This window comes from Streptomyces sp. NPDC057424, assembly GCF_042803315.1.
Taxonomy (GTDB): domain Bacteria; phylum Actinomycetota; class Actinomycetes; order Streptomycetales; family Streptomycetaceae; genus Streptomyces.
On the sequence record NZ_JBHVCP010000061.1, the window covers coordinates 25,423 to 42,593 of the forward strand.

Consider the following 17,171-nt stretch of genomic DNA (forward strand, 5'->3'; position numbering starts at 1 on the left):
GGGATGATCGGTGGAGAAGTCCTTTTCTGGCAGACTTTGCGCCTATGGGTGAAACGACCGTAACGAAGCCGGAGAGCCTGGAAGCGGCCCTCCCGGACCCCGTTGCGGCCGATACGGGGCGTGGTCCACTGCGTCGGCTGCGCACCCCGCGCCGGCCACGGTTCTGGTTCGAGATCCTGCTGATCGCGGTGAGTTACTGGACGTACTCGCTCGTCCGCAACGCCGTGCCCGAGCAGAAGGCCGAGGCGCTGCGCAACGCCGACTGGATCTGGCGGGCCGAACACCATCTGGGCATCGCCTTCGAGGAAGCGGTCAACCACGCCGTGAACTCGGTGCATTGGCTGATCGTCGGGATGAACTACTACTACGCGACGCTCCACTTCATCGTCACGCTGGGTGTCCTGGTGTGGCTGTACCGTCGCCATCCCGGCCGTTACGCGGCAGCCCGCATGGCGCTGTTCGCGACCACGGCCGTCGCCCTGGCCGGTTACTACCTGTATCCGCTGGCGCCCCCACGGCTGATGAACGGCGGCGGCTTCATCGACACGGTCATGGTCCACCAGACCTGGGGCTCGATGGCGTCCGGTGATCTGAAGCACATGTCCAACCAGTACGCCGCGATGCCGTCGATGCACATCGGCTGGTCCGTGTGGTGCGGGCTGACGATCTTCGCGCTGGCGAGGGTCCCCTGGGTGCGGGTCCTGGGGCTGCTGTACCCGGTGCTGACGCTGGTGGTCATCGTCGCCACGGCCAACCACTTCTGGCTGGACGCGGTCGGTGGCTTGCTGTGTCTGGCCTTCGGGTTCACGGTCGCGCGGCTCTGGTACGGGAGGACACCGTACGCGCTGCCGCAGACGGTGCCGGCGCGCGCACCGGACGTCTCCCGGGAGAGGAACGGGCCTGATCCGCGCAGCAGGCGTCAGCGTTCGGCCGCCCCGTAGAACAGCTCCTCCACCACGCCCCGCGCCCTGCGCGCGGTGCGCCGGTAGCCGTCGAGCATGTCGCCGACGTGGCCGGGGCCGTAACCCAAGTACCGCCCTACGGCGGCCAGTTCCCGGGGGTCCGAGGGGAAGGTGTCGGCGGCCCGGCCGCGGACCAGCATCACCGCGTTGCGGACGCGGGTCGCGAGGACCCAGGCCTCGTCGAGGATCGCCGCGTCCTCGTCGGCGAGGAGCCCGGCGATACGGGCCGCGGCCAGGGCCTCACGGGTGCGGGTGGTGCGCAGGCCCGGCTCCGTCGAGCCGTGCCGCAGTTGCATGAGCTGCACGGTCCACTCCACGTCGGACAGACCGCCCGGCCCGAGCTTGGCGTGCAGCTTGGGGTCGGCGCCGCGCGGCAGCCGCTCGGACTCCATGCGGGCCTTGAGCCGCCGGATCTCGCGGACAGCCTCGTCGGCGAGCCCGTCCGCCGGGTAGCGCAGCGGGTCGATCAGCTCGATGAAGCGGCGGCCCAGCTCCTCGTCGCCGGCGACGGGTTCGGCCCGCAGCAGCGCGTGCGACTCCCAGGTCAGGGCCCAGCGGCGGTAGTACGCCTCGTACGACTTGAGGGTCCTCACGAGCGGCCCGGACTTGCCCTCGGGGCGCAGGTCGGCGTCGATGAGCAGGGGCGGGTCGGCGCTGGAGATCTGGAGCAGGCGGCGCATCTCGGAGACGACCTTGCTCGCCGCCTCGGACGCTTCCCGCTCGTCGACGCCGTCGCGCGGTTCGTGCACGAACAGCACGTCCGCGTCGGAGCCGTACCCCAGCTCGTGGCCGCCGAAGCGGCCCATACCGATGATCGCGAACCGGGTGGGCAGGTCGTCCCCCCAGCCGTCCCGCACGACCGCGCGGAGCGTACCGGCCAGGGTGGCGGCGGTCAGGTCCGACACCGCGCCGCCGACCCGGTCCACCAGGGCGCCCTGATCGGCCTCGGCGGGCTGCTCCTCGGTGCCGTAGGAGCCGACGATGTCGGCGGCGGCCGTACGGAAGAGCTCGCGGCGACGCACCCCGCGGGCGGCCGTGACCGCCTGGGCGCCGCCGTCGGCGCGTTTCACCGCGGCGAGTATCTCCTGCTCCAGATGCGCCCGCGACCGTGGCTCCAGGCCGCCGCCGTCCCCGTCGCCGAGCAGCGCGACCGCCTCCGGGGCGCGCATCAGCAGATCGGGCGCGAGCCGGCCGGCGGACAGCACGCGGGCGAGGTTCTGCGCGGCGGCGCCCTCGTCCCTGAGCAGCCGCAGGTACCAGGGTGTCTTGCCGAGCGCGTCGGAGACCTTGCGGAAGTTGAGCAGGCCCGCGTCCGGGTCGGCGGAGTCGGCGAACCAGCCGAGCAGCACGGGGAGCAGGGTGCGCTGGATGGCGGCCTTGCGGGTGACGCCGGAGGCCAGCGCCTCCAGGTGGCGCAGGGCGGAGGCGGGGTCGGCGTAGCCGAGGGCGACCATGCGCTCGCGGGCCGCCTCGGTGCTGAGCCGGGCCTCGCCGGTGGCGAGCTGGGCGACCGCGTCGAGCAGCGGCCGGTAGAAGAGCTTCTCGTGCAGACGGCGTACGACGCCCGCGTGCCGCCGCCACTCGCGGTGCAGGTCGGCGACCGGGTCCTTGCGCAGGCCCAGGGAGCGGCCGATGCGGCGCAGCTCGGCCTCGTCCTCGGGGACGAGGTGGGTGCGTCGCAGCCGGAACAGCTGGATGCGGTGCTCCAGGGAGCGCAGGAAGCGGTAGGCCTCGTCGAGCTGGGCCGCGTCGGCCCGGCCGACGTAGCCGCCGGCGGCGAGGGCCTTGAGCGCGTCCAGGGTCGTGCCGCTGCGCAGGGAGGTGTCGGCCCGGCCGTGCACGAGCTGGAGCAGCTGCACGGCGAACTCGACGTCCCTGAGGCCGCCCGGGCCCAGCTTCAGCTGGCGGTCGACCTCGGCGACGGGGATGTTCTCCACGACCCGGCGGCGCATCTTCTGCACGTCGGGGACGAAGTTCTCGCGCTCGGCCGCCTTCCACACCAGGGGCTGGACGGCGGCGACGTACTCCTCGCCGAGGTCGAGGTCGCCGGCCACCGGGCGGGCCTTGAGCAGCGCCTGGAACTCCCAGGTCTTGGCCCAGCGCTGGTAGTAGGCGAGATGGCTGGAGAGGGTCCGTACGAGCGGGCCGTTCCGGCCCTCGGGCCGGAGGTTGGCGTCGACGGGCCAGATGGAGCCCTCGACCGTGGTCTCCGAGCAGATCCGCATCATGTGCGAGGCGAGCCGGGTGGCGGCGCGTACGGCCTTGGTCTCGTCGGTCCCCTCGGTGGCCTCGCCGACGAAGATGACGTCCACGTCCGAGACGTAGTTCAGCTCGTGGCCGCCGCACTTGCCCATCGCGATGACGGCGAGCCGGCACAGGCCGGCATCCTCCGGCGCGGCCGCCTCGGCGATACCGAGGGCGGCGCGCAGGGTGGCGGTGGCGAGGTCGGCGAGCTCGGCGGCGGACTCGGCGACACCGGTGGTGCCGCACACGTCCCGGGCGGCGATGGACAGCAGGCAGCGCCGGTAGGCGACCCGCAGGGAGACCGGGTCGGCGGCTTCCGCGAGGCCGGCCTCGAACTCCTCCACCCCGGGGTGCAGGTCGTACGCCTCGTACATGACGAGGGCCTGCCAGTCGTCCGGGTGCCGCGTGAGGTGGTCGGCGAGGGCGGTGGAGGCACCCAGGACGCCCAGCAGCCGGTCGCGCAGCGGCTTGGAGGAGATCAGGGTGTCCAGCAGTTCCCGGCGTGCGCCGGGGCTCTGCTGGGCCTCCAGCAGCCGGACGAGCCCGAGCAGCGCGAGATCGGGGTCGGCGGTGGCGCCCAGCGCCTCCAGCAGCACCGGGTCGTCGCGCAGCAGCGCGAGCTCGGGGCTGTCCAGAAGCCGCTCGGCGGCGGAGGCGTCGGTGAAACCGTGCCGCAGCAGCCGCGTGAAGGTACTGCTCCTGCGCCCCGGCGCGGCCGTCATCCGGGCCTCCCTCGCACTGTTCCTCGGACATGCTTCGGATCAAGGTCCTACGGCTTTGAGCCTAACCGCACGGGCCGGCAGAAGCGCCGGTGAGTTCGCCAGGAGGACGGGGCCGCGCGTGGCCACGGGCACTGGCCGCGACGTGGGAGGCGAGGTACGGCGCTTTCTGGCCACACGGGGTACGGGAAGGCCATTTCCACCACGGCACGGGCCGTGCGGCCGTCCACTCGGTGGCGCCGCCCACCGTTTTCGGCTTCGGTGAGGGGGAGCCGTTCAGCCGGACGAGCCGGCGGTTCGCACGAGGCCGGACGAAGGAGTCACGCCATGGACATCACCCTCGAAGTCATCCCGCTGCCCGTGACCGACATCGACCGCGCCCGGGACTTCTACCGGGACAAGGTCGGCTTCCACGTGGACATCGACCAGGAGGTCATGCCCGGGATGCGGATCATCCAGCTGACCCCTCCGGGTTCCGGCTGCTCGATCGCCCTGGGCGAGTCGATCTGGCAGATGACCCCCGGCCCCACCCCGGCCCCGGGCTCCTACCAGGGCCTGCAACTGTGCGTCGCCGACATCAAGGCGGCCCACACGGAGCTGGTCGCCCGCGGCCTCGACATCTCGGAGCCGGTCCAGTACTCCCCGGACGACGGCGCCACGTTCATGCACTTCCAGGACCCGGACGGCAACGGGTGGGCGGTGCAGGAGTACCGGCGCCGGGCCACCGAGCCACTGCACCGGCTGCTGGCGGACCTGAAGCGGCAGCAGGCCTGAGGACCTGGTCAGGAATCGAGAAGCACGGTACCCGGAGCGCGATTAGCGTCGTTGTCATGACTTCCCTCGCATCCGTCACCCTCGAGGTGGCCGACCCCGCCGCCGCCGACCGCTTCTACTCCGCCGCCTTCGGTCTGGGCGACCGGCTGCGCCTGCGGGCGTCGGAGGCACCGACCTCCGGCTTCCGCGGGTTCACGCTGTCGCTCGTGGTCCCTCAGCCTGCCGATGTCGACGCCCTCGCCGACGCGGCCGTGCGGGCCGGGGCGACGACGCTGAAGCCCGCCGCCAAGTCGCTCTGGGGCTACGGGGGCGTCGTGCAGGCCCCCGACGGGACGATCTGGCAGCTCGCGTCGTCGTCGAAGAAGAACACCGGCCCGGCGACCGGGCAGGTCGACGAGTTCGTCCTCCTGCTCGGCGTCGAGGACGTGAAGGCCAGCAAGCAGTTCTACGTCGAGCACGGCCTGGCCGTCGGGAAGAGCTTCGGCAGCAAGTACGTCGAGTTCGCCACCGGGCCCGGTCCCGTCAAGCTGGCCCTCTACAAGCGCCGCGGCCTCGCCAAGGTCGCCGGCGTCTCCCCCGAGGGCACCGGCTCCCACCGCCTCGTCATCGGCAGCGACGCCGGGCCGTTCACCGACCCGGACGGATTCGCCTGGACGACGGCGTCGGAGGACGCGTCGGTGTGAGCGCTGCCGCGGCAGGCCCGCCGGCCCCGGCCGAGGGACCTACAGCGCCGGAAGGTTCTTCCGCAGCTCGAACGCCGTGACCTCCGAGCGGTACTCCTCCCACTCCTGCCGCTTGTTGCGCAGGAAGTGACATTGGCATGGAGCGACCTCACGCGATCGACGTCAGCCCATCTCTGACCTGTGCTCGGACGGTCGTCATTGGTCGTCGTTGGGCGCTGGGGGCCACCCTTCGACGGCCCCCAGACGGCCCGAGACCTGAGCGGGGACCATGCCTGTAGCCAGCCCAAACGAGACCTCACGCGCTCTTGCCCGCCTCGGCAAGTGCGGCAACATGCCGTCGCGCCGGAGGCTCCTTGTGTGCGCCGGCCTTGAGGGCGGCAGGTAGCCATGCCGCGCCCTTTGCCACTCCGAGAGCAGGTGCGAAACGCTCCAGCTCTCCAACGCGCGCAAGCACAATGCCCAGTTGTTCAAGTTTTGACAGAAGACGCTGTAGGGCCTGCGCCGCTTCTCCCTTGAAGGCGAGCTCGCCATATTGCTTCACGTCCGACCATGGACTTTCCTTTACCCGCAGCTGAGTAACGAATTCGCCACGAACCTCGGCGGTGAAAGGCTCGCCCCCGCGATCAGCAAAAACCGCATTAAGGGTAGAGATGATCTGCGAAACCAGCACCTTATCGCGCGGTTGGCGAAACGGAGCTGTAGCCAAATTATAGTCACGCTCATATTCGGCCCACGCTCCGCCGAGAGACTGGACAAGCCCTTTCAACGTGTCCCGGTCGTTCAAGAGGTCCATATCTGGACTCGCTGCGACTGGAACGTTCACAGCCCGCAGAGCCCTTGCAAGCTTTGACATGCCAGCCTTCCCGCCGCTTGGAACGAAAAGTACATCTCCCGGAGGAAATGGCAACCCAAGATCGGACGCCGATTCCTCCAGCGCCGCCGAATAAAACCGGCAGTCGCCGTCAGCCTCCGCCAGGACGACGAGCCGATGAAATAGGCCATCTAGGGCATTTGAGTAACGGAGCACCGGGTCATTCCAGATCTCTCGCAAATCGCCCACATTGAGCTGATGCATAGATGTCTCGTCATCGACGGACCTATTTAGGCGGACAATGGATACATCGGCCTTGGATGCAAGTAGTCCTGAAAGCATATTCCGGTCATGCGTAGCCAGGATTACCTGGACGCCTCTTTCCTTTGCCTGTTCACCCAGAATCCTTCCAAGCGCCGCCGCCTGCGGGGGGTGCAGGAATGCTTCGGGCTCATCAATGAATACGATGGGGTAGGCGGAGGTCACCAAGGGCACGAGCAGGCCGAGGAGACTCCGCATACCGTCACCCTGCTCCATCAATGCTGGCAAGGATGACAAGGCTGTCGAGTATTCTTCAGTTACACGATCGATCCTTGGCGTCGGAACTCCCGGATCCCCCACCCTAAGGTTCACCCGCTTACTAAGGCGGTCCAATGTCAGCGGCTGGCGGAATACCTCCAGGCTGATCCTATTGAGTTCCTCGAACAGCTTGTAGTCGTCTTGCAGGACATGAAGTGGGGATGATGGCGGTGTTGAAAAGGTATCTCGCATCTCCACGGGCGTAGCACCCTGGAGACGCTGCCACGCATCCCCATAAAAGACGAGCAAATTATTCAGCTCATGCAGCCCCAACCCGAAATCTCTTAGTCTGGTCGCAATAGCTTCCAGCCGGACCCCTTCAACACCTGGACCATAGAATACCCGTTGACCACCCCGGTCCAGTTCCACCGCATGCTCACGCACCCAAGCCAGACCATCATTGACCGTGCCAGATCGCTCGAAAATTACCCGACGCACCAGAAACGTTCTATCCAGCTCTGCCGCCTGCTGCCCACGAGCTATGTGCGCAGTGAGCTGACGAAGCAATGTTGACTTGCCAGAATTATTCGAACCCACAATGGCAGTTACGCCCGATCGCGGAAAGTCGATTCGATCACCCGTCGTCAACTCGACACCCGCGATCGAGATCGAGAATTCCTTCGAGTCGCCATCGGAGTCAGCCGCAGTCTGCATGTGCGCCTCACATTGTTCGAGAAAGTACTTCCTTGGTTCTATCACCAACGTTCGTCCAGTGAGGGTGAAAGGTTCATCTCGGTGCCACTGAGCTTGGCTGGGGTCATGAGCTCCAAGGCAGCCGGACACTCTGTCCGGGCCCGTTCATGTCAGGACCACCACTCTCGTACTTGCATGTAGCCGCCAGAAGGCCGGCTACCCGCTTGGGGAGCTGCTCTGTACGGTGAGACGGGCCCCTACAACCAGCAGGAGGCAGCACGGAATGCGTGGTCTTGGAGATCACCTCACCATCGGTGAGCGCATCGCGTTCTACCGGAAGCGTCGCGGCTACACGCAAGAGGTGCTCGCCGGTCTGGTCGGGCGTAGCACGGACTGGCTGGCAAAGATCGAGACGGGGCGCCGGAAGCCTCCCCGGATCGACATGCTGGCGGAGCTGTCGCGCATCCTGCGAGTGCCCCTCGGGGACCTACTCGGTCAGACAGTGCTCATGGAGGACGAGAAGCAGCAGGACGATGTCCCGGCCGTGCGTGACGCGCTCATGAGCCCGCGCCGACTGTCTCGTCTGCTCTTCGGCCCCGAGGCTGAGGTGCAGCTCCCCACACCTGCGCCAGTAGCCGTGCGCGTGGAGCAGGCATGGAACGACTACCAGGGTGGGCGACTCGGCAGCGTCATCGCCGCACTTCCGGCGCTCCTCCAGACCGCGCAAGAGCTGGAGGAGCGAGCCGCACGGCGCGGCGAGGACCGTAGCGACTGCTGGGCAGTGTCGGCCCGTACCCACCATCTCGCAGCAACGACCCTCGCGAAAATCGGCGAATCGGATATCTCATGGCTCGCCGCCGAGCGGGCGATGCGTGCCGCAGACGAGTCTGACGACCCTCTCGTGTTGGCGTCCGCCGCGCGGTCCGGCACGCACGCCCTACTGGCCAACGGTCGGTACGACGACGCCTTGGAGCTTGGTAACACGGCCGCCGCCTGGCTCGCGTCTCAGGTGACCGACAACGACCCTGCGGCACTGAGTTTGCTGGGGATGATCCACCTGCGGGCCGCAGTCGCAGCGGCCCGCCACCAGGACCGGCCCACGGCAACCAGCTTGTTGGACCGAGCCGAGGAACTCGCGGATCATCTCGGCTCTGATGAGAACTACTGGCAGACCGGCTTTGGACCCACGAACGTCCTGCTTCACCGTCTGTCGGTTGAACTGGACCTCGACAACGTGTCGTACGTGGTGGAGCACGGCCGGATCAATGTCGACCACATGCCACAGGAACGCAGCGTGTCGCACCGCATCGACTTCGCGCGCGCTCTCTCACTCAGCGGACAGGGCGATGAGGCGTTCACTGAGCTCCGCACGGCTGAGCGCACATCGCCGCAGCTCGTACGCAACAATCCGAGGGTGCGCGAGACGCTGCGGGACCTGATCAAGCAGTCGCCAGTCACCAGCGGCTCGCGATCGTCCGAGGTGTTCGTGATGGCTCAACGGTGCAGGGCGGTGCAGTGAGTTCAGGCAAGCGTGCGGTGCTCGGAGTCGTCGGGTCGGCGGCCGGAGGCGTAGAGGCGCTGCGCACCGGTCTGGTTGAGCCGGCGATGCAACGTGGCTGGCAGGTGGCTGTCACTCTGACGCCGACCGCAGGTCAGTGGCTACGGATGAGTGGCGAGGTCGAGCAGTTGGAGAAGCTGACTGGCCTGCCCGTGCGCGATGAACCACGCCTGCCTGGCGAGCTACGGCCGCACCCGCCGGTTGACTGCTATGTCGTAGCCCCGGCATCGGCCAACATGGTGGCCAAGCTCGCCACGGGCCTTATGGACAACCAGGCACTGACCCAGGTGGGCGAGGCGATCGGAACACTCGGGTTGCCCGTCGTCGTCTTCCCTCGGGTGAACGCGGCGCACGCCCGCCACCCGGCATGGCAGCACCACATCGACACCCTTCGGGCGGGAGGCGTGCGCGTCATCTACGGCCCGGAGGTGTGGCCGCTGTATGAGCCGCGCGAAGCACCTAAGGGGCGTGAACTCCCGTGGGGGGCAGTGCTGGACGCTGTGGACGAAGCCACCCGATGACGAGTCGTCAACCATCCTGACCTGCAAGGAAAGAGGACCCGGACACTCTGTCCGGGTCCTCCGCCGTTCACGGCTACATGCTCATTGGCATGCCAGGTATCAATGAGCGAAGCGGCGAGCTGGAATGCATGACTCCTGCTGAACTCGCTTTTTATAAAAGCGAGTTTGAGGGACGCACGCATCAAGGTCGAACGACTTCTGAGGCGTGCAGACACCCTCACGGCGACGGTGGAGTCTCGCTACCCACAAGCCGCTCAAGCCGGTCAAGTCGCTCCCCGAGCAACCGGAGAGCGTCGTGAATCGTGCTGAGCTCTGCGGCCAGGGCCGCGAAAGCGGGGCTGCTGCCCGGCTCGGTGCCGAGGGGCGCCGCAGGGTCGCGGACGAACGTCCCGCGCCCCTGCTGAGTGAGGATCAACCCCTCGTCCCGGAGTTGGCCGTATGCGCTCTGCACAGTCATGAGCTGCACGCCAAGTTCCTTGGCGAGCGCGCGAGCTGCTGGGAGCCGGTCCCCCGCTTCGTACTCACGATCGGGGCCCGTGATCTTCTCGCGGAACTGCGCCGCAATGTCTTTGGCCGTCGGCGTGGGCTTGGGCACCTCGGGGCTCTGATCCATGCCCCCGAGCCTAACCGGACCTAGGTCAATCTCACGTCGCACCGCAGCGCCCCCTTGACAGTCAGATTGACCTAGGTCAATCTGAAGCCATCGCCAGAACGCGAGGCCCGGAAGGGCTTCATTGGCCGTGTCAGTGCCCGGAAGCAAGGCCCGGATTCAGCACTGCTGAAGAACTCAACAGAGTGCCGACCCAGCCACCTGAACTCGGGTGGTCGATGGGTGCGGGCCACCATCCCGACCGCCCATGTCGGGCCGGGTGACCTGCCCTGATCCGCCGCATTGGCGGTGACGGCATACGTGATTCGACTTCCGCAGCACATCCGCTGCGCTGGTTGCCTCCGCTGCTCGTCTCGTACGAGCAGCGCTGAGGGGAGCCGCGAGAGCTCCACCACCCTTCCGCCAAGGAGAGGACTGTTCATGGACCGCTTGAAGAGGCAGGCCGAGAGGAACCGCGAGGCGGCGAAGGTTCTGCGCAGCCGCGGCAGGGACGAGGCCGCCGCGCGGGTCGATGCGCGTGCCGTCGACCTGGAGTCGGGCCGTGTCACCGACGTCACCGACACGGTCATCGGCTTGTACCGCTGGGCGCAGGGCCGCTGACCTAGGACTTGCCCATCCCGTAAACGACGCGCCCCCGGAGCTGGCACTCCGGGGGCGCTGTCGGGCCGTACCTGTTGAGAGGAACCACGACCCAATGAAGACCATCGTCACTGTTCAGGACGCTGTTACCGCGTTCGCCGACTGGATCGAGCCGACGGACGCGGAGCTGGACGCGATCGAGCTGGAGATGCCCGTCATCCTGGCGGACGTCGACCTGGTCGACGCCGAGATCGCCGCGCTGGAGCACAACCCGGCCGAGCTGGACGCCCGCCGGGTTCGCCGGGCCCGCCGTCGGGTGCTGGCCGCGCGCGTCGCGCTGCTCAACCAGACGGCCCCGACGAGCCTGCCGGGGGACGCGGCATGACCGGCACCCTCACGTTCGACAGCCTCACGGTGCCCCTCCAGGCGCTGCGGCTGCTCGCCGTCGACTTCCCGCACCTGCCCGCCCCCGACATCGACCTGACCCGCATCTACCCCGACCGGCTGACCCTGTGCTTCCACGACGGGCTGCACGTGTTCGAGGCGTGGCGGGAGGCGCTGGGCGTGCCGCCGGACACGGTGACGCACACGGTGCAGGGCGGGACGCGCCTGTTGAAGGCGTCGACCGTCTACGCCGGCGCCGAAGTACACCTGCGCGGCTTCACCGACGTGGCAACTGACGGGGGTGCGGCATGATCCGGATCGTCACGGCCGGCCGTCTGCACCAGCTGGAGCAGGACGCCGAACAGGCCCGCTCCGGTGCCCGGGAGGTGCAGGCGCAGGCGGATGCCGCCTTGGGACGCCACGTGCGGGAGCTGCAGGCCGCCGCAGACCGCGCGGAGAGGGCGGATGCGGCCACCTCTGAGGTGAGCGCGATCCTGTCCCGCGCGTTGGAGGAACTGTCCGCCGCGCAGCAGGAACTTCTGCTGAAGGACATCAAGATCCGCCGACTGAGGGCCGAGCTGGAGGGCGAGTCGATGGAGGGGCGGACGCTGACGGTGCTGCTGCACTACGGCGAGCCGCACACCGTCTACGCCTCCCGTGAGGACGCCTACGCCGACACGGCCACCCACGGCGCTGACCCGGACGGGTGGGTGCCCTCCGGTGAACGCCCGGCGTCCGCGGCCATGTGGCGGTGTGAGGCGTTCATCTACAACGCCGCCTCCAACGGCTTCCGCCGCGCTCACATGCCCGCCCCGAAGCCGGTCGGGGAGGTCGCGTGAACACTGTTCAGACCCGTTCAGCAGAGCGCGCCCTGTCGGGCGGCACGTGGCTGATCGTGTGCGGGGCGATGCTCTACTCCATCCTCACCGTGACGCCGCTGATGGCCGCACACACGGCAGAGGAGTGGGACTGGACGGCCCCGATCCTGCCGCTCGTGGTGGACGCCGCGGTCGTCATCGTGGTCAAGCTCGATGACGTGCTGGCCCGCCTGGGCGGCAACGGCGGACGCTGGCCCATCACCCTGCGCTGGATGACCGGCCTGATGACCCTCGCGCTCAACACCGCCGACTCCGCGCTGAAGAAAGACCTGGTCGGCGTGGCCGTCCACTCGGTGGCGCCGCTGCTGCTGATCGTCACCGCAGAGACCAGCCTGGCCTACCGCCGCGCCATCGCCTCCGCCGTGGCGGCCCTGGAAGAGCAGCAGCGGGCCGAGCGGGAGCGGCGCGAGCAGGCAGTGCGGGAGCGGGAGGAAGCTGCCCGCCTCCAGGCCCGCGAGGAGCGCGAGCATGCCGCGGCGCTGGCGCGTGAACAGCGCGAACACGAGGCCAGCCTCGCCCGCGAGCAGGCGGAGCGGGAGGAGCGGCACTGGCGCGAGGAGCGCGAAGCCCGGGAGCGGGCTGAGGCTGCCGAACGGGCCGAGCGTGAACGCCGTGAACACGAGCGTGAACAGCGTGAGCAGGAGCGTGAACAGCGCGAGCGGGAAGCCGCCGCACGCCGTGCCCGCGAGCGGGCCGAGCGGGAGGCACGTGAACGCCGTGAACAGCAGGAGCGTGAGGAGCGGGCCGAGCGTGAACGGGCCGCGCTGCTGGCGCGCGGGCCGGCCGACGGCAAGCTTCCCGAAGACGAAGCCCGCCGGATCGTGACTGCCGCGTTCGGCGCGGAACTGTCCGTGCGCTCTGCCGCGGAGCTGTGCGGCTGGTCGGTGGGGTGGGTGTCCGCCCGCTACGCCGAACACCGCGACCCCGGCACGGGCGGGGTTGAGTTGGCCATCGCGAGCAACTAATGGCCGCCGTCCCCACCTACCGGTGGCGGCTGGCCCCCGACGGGTTGGCCACGCGCCGCCAGCTCCGGGCCCTCGGGCTGCGGCCCGGCGGCCAGGACGTAGCAGGCCAGTTGGAGCGTCCGCGGCGCCGCCGTGGCCCGCTGGTCGCCTACCTCTACGCGATCGAGCAGGCCAAGCCCGTCCGGCCGATGACGCCCGCGAAGTGGGCGGCCCTGGCCAAGGCCAACACTGCTCGCCGCATCTGCCCGAAGTGCCGGCGGGATGCCGGATACGTCATCCCGCCCTCCCTCGGCATGTGCACCCCGTGCGCCTACCCCGACGAACAGCACGCCGCGTAGCCCTGTTGGCAGGCCCGGCCAGCAACCTTCCACAGCCCTGGCCGGGCCCTACTCCCCTTAAGGAGTGCTCTCAGCATGACGGAACTCAGCACCGAGCCGGTAGCCGTCGAGGCTCCCGCACCCGCACCACCTCCGCCGCCACCTGCGCAAGCGGAGCAGGCTCCGGCCCCGGCCGATGCCGAGGTGGAGCACACGCCCGGCGGCTGGCCGGTCGTCCCGCTCGCACTGTCCGGGGCGAACAGCACCGTGGGCATGGTCGCCACCGCGGCCCTGGCCGGTGGCCCGGTCGCCGCGATGGTGGCCGCGACCGGCGCCGCCGTACTCGGCACCGTCGCCGCCACCCGCAGCCGCACGGCCAACCCCCGCAAGGAAGTCCGCCGGGCCGCCGCCCGTACCGCCGGCCGGGCCGCTGCCCGTAGCGCGGGCCCGCGCCGCAGCGGAACGAGCACGGCAGCAGGCGGCAGCCGCGCCGGTGGCCGTTCGTCTGCTGCTCGCAACGCTCGTACCGGCGGCCGCTCGGGCAGCGTTCCCAGTCAGCACCGCCGCGGATCCGGCTCGTCTGCCCAGCACGGCAGCACCGCCGCGGCCGGGAAGACCCGCGCCAAGACCGGTCAGGGGGCGTCCAAGCGCGCGGCCGGCGCCCTGGGTAAGGCTGCGGGCCGGGTTGGGCAGGTCAAGGCCCTGCGGTCGACGCAGCAAGCTGCGGCCGGATCCCGTGCCGGGCAGCGGGCGCAGACCACCGCCGCCCGCCGCGCGGTCGCGGACGCCCGCCGCAACGCCAAGGCCCGCGCCGGCGGCGGAGTCGGGAACGCGTCCCGGGCCGGGCGCCGGGGCGGCCTGGCCGGCCGGTTGCTCGGGAGTGCCGTCCGTAAGGCCCGCGCCGCGCGAGACTCAGCGGTCGCCAAGAGCCGCGGGCAGCGAGACGCCAAGTCGGCCGGCACGGTCGCGGCCAAGCGCGCCACGGTCCGTAAGGCTCCGGCCCGTAGGGCGGCCCGGCAGGCGCTGCGTCGGTCTGCGGCCCGCTTCCACGGCCGGCGCCTGCTCGCCGCGCTGCTCGCCCTCCCGGCCGGGCTGCTCGGGCTGGTCACCAGCCCGATCGGCCGCAAGCTCAACCTGCCCTGGCTGATCCACCCCGGACGGCGCCTGTACCGGTGGCTGGCCGGTGTGGCCGCCGAGGAGCGGGCCGCGCGAGATGAGGCGATCCGCCAGGAGCAGGCCGAGCAGGAAACCGCCGCCGAGGCCGAAGCCGCCCAGGACGGCACCGACGGCATCGCGGACGGCGTCGAGCGGCCTACATCCACCGTCCCGACCAGTACGAACGACTCGTCGATTGAGGGAGAGCACGTGTCCGGATTCCGGTTCGAAGAGGCCGCCGCCGAAATGGAGCAGGCCGCCACCTCCTACGACCCCGATGGCTGCATGGAGATCCTGGCGATGGTCGAGAGCCTGCCCGCCGCCCTGGCCAGCGTGGCGAACGTGATGAAGATCCTCGCCGAGCGCTCCGACAGTGAGTTCCCGCTGGAGAAGCAGATCGCCGACAACTTCAACGACATCTTCGGTGCCCTGATGAGCGCCGTCGCCGTGGCCGAGGACATGGGCCCGGTGTTCCGCCAGGTCCACGCCCAGGACATCGCCCGGCACGAGGACCCCCGCAACGGCCACGAGGCAGAGAAGGGCTGGAACGTCTGACATGAGCAGCACCGCCACCGCCAAGCAGAACGCGAGCAGTGGCCCGGTGCTGGACTGGGCGGCCGGTCACGGACCCGTGACCGGCGCCCTGTCCGCCACCACCGGAGCCTTCGCCGTCGCCACCACCGGCGCCGCCACCGCCATGCCCCCGGGTTGGGCCCTGGCCGTCGGCGCGGCCGGCGCCCTCGGACACACCGTGGTCGGGCTGCGGGTCCGCAACGCCGGCCGGACGCTCGCCACCCGCGCCGCCTCCTGGCTCGTCGGCGCCGGATGGACCACCTGGGCCATGACAAATGGTCCCCTGACCTGGGCCGCCCTCGGCTCCCTGGCCACCATCGGCGTCGGAATCGGTGCCGCCGCCCGCTCCACCGCCCTGTTCGAGGAGGCCCGCGAGGAAGAGGCCCTCGCCGCCGAGCAGCGGCAGATCGCTGCCGAGCTGTCCGCGGATCGGCGGGCCATCGCCGCGGAGTGGGTGGACCGTATCCAGCGGGTCTGCTCGATCACCGTGCGCGTGGTCGGAGTCGAGCAGTGGGAGACCGGCGCCGGGTACTCCATCGACGCCGAACTCCCGCCCGGCGGCGCCACCTGGAACAGGATCGCCGCCGAGTCCCCCCGCCTGTCCGCCGATGCGAAGCTGCCGCACGGCTGCACCGCCACCGCCTCCCCCGGCATCCACCAGGGCCGCGTCATCATCGACGTGACTACCGTCAACGTCCTGGAGCAGGAACGCACCTACCCCAGCGATTACGGACCGCTCTCCGTGCACACCGGTATCCCGTGGGGCTACCGGACCAACGCCGAGCAGATCCTCACCTACCTGCGCGAGCAGTGCGCCCTGATCGTCGGCCCGACCGGATCGGGCAAGACCAACATGGTCCACTCGATCCTCGCCGGGTTCGCCCGCGCCGACGACATCCTGACCTGGGTGATCGACCTCAACGCCGGGTCCGCGGGCCTGCCCTGGGTGCTCCCGGCACTCAACGGCGAGATCAGCGCTCCGGACGGCAGGGCGGTCCGGCCCGGTATCGACTGGCTGGCCGGGACGCACGACGAGGCCATGGCCATGTTGGACACGGCCGTGCGCGTGGCCAAGCACCGCAAGATGGGCTACCAGGACGTCCTCGCCCGCGCGAACACGGACCTGCTGCCCATCAGCGCGAAGATTCCGCAGATCATGCTGGTCATCGACGAGGGCGCGGAGATCCTGTCCAGCCCGGACCGGCAGGTGCGCAAGCTCGGAGAGAAGATCCTGGAAGTGATCCGGATCGCCCGCGCCATGGGCATCCGCACCGTCCTCACCGCTCTCGGAGCGACCGGGAGCGTGCTGAGCAACCTCATGATCCGGCGGGAAGCCAAGGTCCGCGTCGCCCTGACCGGCGGTGAGACCGAGAGCATGGACCTGTCCAAGATGTTCCCCGGCTCCCGCGGACTGCGCGTCGAACAGGCCCCCCACAAGGGCGCCGGGTTCATGGGCACCCCCGAGTCCCCGGCCGCACTGTTCAAGGCCTGGCGCATCCTCCCCAACCAGATCCGGGAGATCATCGCCGCCACCTCCGACCGGCACCCCACCCTCGACGCCGTGTCCGCCAAAGCCGCCGGGCCTGCCTACGCCCGACGCTGGGACACCGACCGCACCGCCTGGATGCGCGACCAAGCCTCCAGCGACGAGGCCAGCACCACCGGCACGGCTGGAGCAGGGCTGAGGCTGTCCGCCCTGAACAGCTCGGAGCAAGCTCCGGGCTCGCCGGAAGACGAGATGCTGCGCCGCTTCCGCGAGCAGATCGACGCACAGTTCGGCACCGCCCCTGAACCGCAGACCCCCGCGGGAGGCGACCGGCCGCCCGCCGCAACCGGGTTGAACCTGTCCGCGCTACGGGGCGAGCAGGACAGCCCCGCGCAACAGGCCGCGCTGGCGCTGCTGCTCGCCGCCGGCCCCGCGGGCACCGGAGCCTCCGCGATCGCCCGCGCGCTCGCCGACGAGCACGGCACGTCCCGTCAGACCGTCGTGGGCTGGCTGAGGGACTGGATGAAGGACGGCACCGCCGTCCGCGTCGGAGAGGGTACCAAAGCCCGCTACGTCCACCGCCAGCACGCCCCCGAACAGCCCCCCGAGGACTGATCACTTGTCGCTTGTCGGGCCGACCACAGCACGTCTCGCCCCGGCGGGTCTGAGGGACCCGAAACGCTTATGACCTGCAAGGCGACAAGCGACAAGACAAGACAAGCGACAAGCCACACGACAAG

General features: G+C 69.7%; 16 protein-coding genes and 2 pseudogenes. 14 read left to right on the top strand and 4 right to left on the bottom strand.

Annotation, left to right across the window (positions count from 1 at the left end; genetic code table 11):
• Positions 1-44 precede the first annotated feature (44 nt).
• A complete protein-coding gene (locus ACFU3E_RS32420) occupies positions 45-941 on the top strand; it encodes a phosphatase PAP2 family protein (RefSeq protein ID WP_384166388.1) in 897 nt (298 codons plus the stop codon).
• Here the strand turns inward: ACFU3E_RS32420 and ACFU3E_RS32425 are convergent.
• Entirely contained in the window at positions 920-3,928 is a 3,009-nt protein-coding gene (locus ACFU3E_RS32425; protein WP_384166391.1) for a bifunctional [glutamine synthetase] adenylyltransferase/[glutamine synthetase]-adenylyl-L-tyrosine phosphorylase, read from the bottom strand. The two genes, ACFU3E_RS32420 and ACFU3E_RS32425, sit on opposite strands and share 22 nt — an antisense overlap.
• A 125-nt stretch (positions 3,929-4,053) precedes the next feature.
• On the opposite strand from ACFU3E_RS32425, the pseudogene ACFU3E_RS32430 reads away from it, so the two are divergent.
• From ACFU3E_RS32430 to ACFU3E_RS32440, 3 genes and pseudogenes are all read left to right on the top strand, one after another.
• Positions 4,054-4,224 (top strand): annotated as a pseudogene (locus ACFU3E_RS32430) (pyridoxamine 5'-phosphate oxidase family protein); the annotation flags it as partial.
• Positions 4,225-4,252: 28 nt separating this feature from the next.
• On the top strand, positions 4,253-4,699 hold the full coding sequence (locus ACFU3E_RS32435) for a VOC family protein (protein WP_384166394.1): 447 nt from the start codon (positions 4,253-4,255) through the stop codon (positions 4,697-4,699).
• Between the two features lie 56 nt (positions 4,700-4,755).
• On the top strand, positions 4,756-5,382 hold the full coding sequence (locus ACFU3E_RS32440; RefSeq protein WP_384166432.1) for a glyoxalase: 627 nt from the start codon (positions 4,756-4,758) through the stop codon (positions 5,380-5,382).
• Between the two features lie 39 nt (positions 5,383-5,421).
• On the opposite strand, the pseudogene ACFU3E_RS32445 reads toward ACFU3E_RS32440, so the two are convergent.
• Both ACFU3E_RS32445 and ACFU3E_RS32450 read right to left on the bottom strand, forming a co-directional pair.
• Positions 5,422-5,508: pseudogene (locus tag ACFU3E_RS32445) on the bottom strand (glutamine synthetase); the annotation flags it as partial.
• A gap of 169 nt (positions 5,509-5,677) precedes the next feature.
• Positions 5,678-7,426, bottom strand: coding sequence for an ATP-dependent endonuclease (locus tag ACFU3E_RS32450; RefSeq protein ID WP_384166397.1), 1,749 nt, complete (start codon positions 7,424-7,426; stop codon positions 5,678-5,680).
• Positions 7,427-7,688: 262 nt separating this feature from the next.
• Here ACFU3E_RS32450 and ACFU3E_RS32455 point away from each other — a divergent pair, with 262 nt between their 5' ends.
• A complete protein-coding gene (locus ACFU3E_RS32455) occupies positions 7,689-8,924 on the top strand; it encodes a helix-turn-helix domain-containing protein (protein WP_384166400.1) in 1,236 nt (411 codons plus the stop codon).
• A complete protein-coding gene (locus ACFU3E_RS32460; RefSeq protein WP_384166403.1) occupies positions 8,921-9,484 on the top strand; it encodes a flavoprotein in 564 nt (187 codons plus the stop codon). The genes ACFU3E_RS32455 and ACFU3E_RS32460 overlap by 4 nt, the downstream gene beginning before the upstream one ends.
• 217 nt (positions 9,485-9,701) lie before the next feature.
• On the opposite strand, the gene ACFU3E_RS32465 is transcribed toward ACFU3E_RS32460, so the two are convergent.
• Positions 9,702-10,097: a GntR family transcriptional regulator gene (locus ACFU3E_RS32465; protein WP_384166406.1), complete on the bottom strand. Its 396-nt coding sequence runs from the start codon at positions 10,095-10,097 to the stop codon at positions 9,702-9,704.
• 417 nt (positions 10,098-10,514) lie between these two features.
• On the opposite strand from ACFU3E_RS32465, the gene ACFU3E_RS32470 reads away from it, so the two are divergent.
• The 8 genes from ACFU3E_RS32470 (at position 10,515) to ACFU3E_RS32505 (ending at position 17,046) form a co-directional block, all read left to right on the top strand.
• Positions 10,515-10,694 (top strand): hypothetical protein, encoded by a 180-nt coding sequence (locus ACFU3E_RS32470; RefSeq protein WP_384166409.1) that lies wholly within the window; start codon positions 10,515-10,517, stop codon positions 10,692-10,694.
• 94 nt (positions 10,695-10,788) lie between these two features.
• Positions 10,789-11,058 carry a DUF6284 family protein gene (locus ACFU3E_RS32475; protein WP_384166412.1) on the top strand — a complete coding sequence of 90 codons (270 nt, stop codon included), beginning with the start codon at positions 10,789-10,791 and terminating at the stop codon, positions 11,056-11,058.
• Positions 11,055-11,369 (top strand): hypothetical protein, encoded by a 315-nt coding sequence (locus tag ACFU3E_RS32480; RefSeq protein WP_384166415.1) that lies wholly within the window; start codon positions 11,055-11,057, stop codon positions 11,367-11,369. The genes ACFU3E_RS32475 and ACFU3E_RS32480 overlap by 4 nt, the downstream gene beginning before the upstream one ends.
• Positions 11,366-11,896, top strand: coding sequence for a hypothetical protein (locus ACFU3E_RS32485; RefSeq protein ID WP_384166417.1), 531 nt, complete (start codon positions 11,366-11,368; stop codon positions 11,894-11,896). The genes ACFU3E_RS32480 and ACFU3E_RS32485 overlap by 4 nt, the downstream gene beginning before the upstream one ends.
• Positions 11,893-12,900, top strand: coding sequence for a DUF2637 domain-containing protein (locus tag ACFU3E_RS32490; protein ID WP_384166420.1), 1,008 nt, complete (start codon positions 11,893-11,895; stop codon positions 12,898-12,900). Before ACFU3E_RS32485 ends, ACFU3E_RS32490 begins: the two co-directional genes overlap by 4 nt.
• Complete coding sequence (locus tag ACFU3E_RS32495; RefSeq protein ID WP_384166423.1) at positions 12,900-13,238, top strand: RRQRL motif-containing zinc-binding protein; 339 nt, start codon at positions 12,900-12,902, stop codon at positions 13,236-13,238. The genes ACFU3E_RS32490 and ACFU3E_RS32495 overlap by 1 nt, the downstream gene beginning before the upstream one ends.
• A gap of 75 nt (positions 13,239-13,313) precedes the next feature.
• Complete coding sequence (locus ACFU3E_RS32500) at positions 13,314-14,927, top strand: hypothetical protein (RefSeq protein ID WP_384166426.1); 1,614 nt, start codon at positions 13,314-13,316, stop codon at positions 14,925-14,927.
• Between the two features lies 1 nt (position 14,928).
• Positions 14,929-17,046 carry a hypothetical protein gene (locus tag ACFU3E_RS32505; RefSeq protein ID WP_384166429.1) on the top strand — a complete coding sequence of 706 codons (2,118 nt, stop codon included), beginning with the start codon at positions 14,929-14,931 and terminating at the stop codon, positions 17,044-17,046.
• Positions 17,047-17,171: the final 125 nt, after the last annotated feature.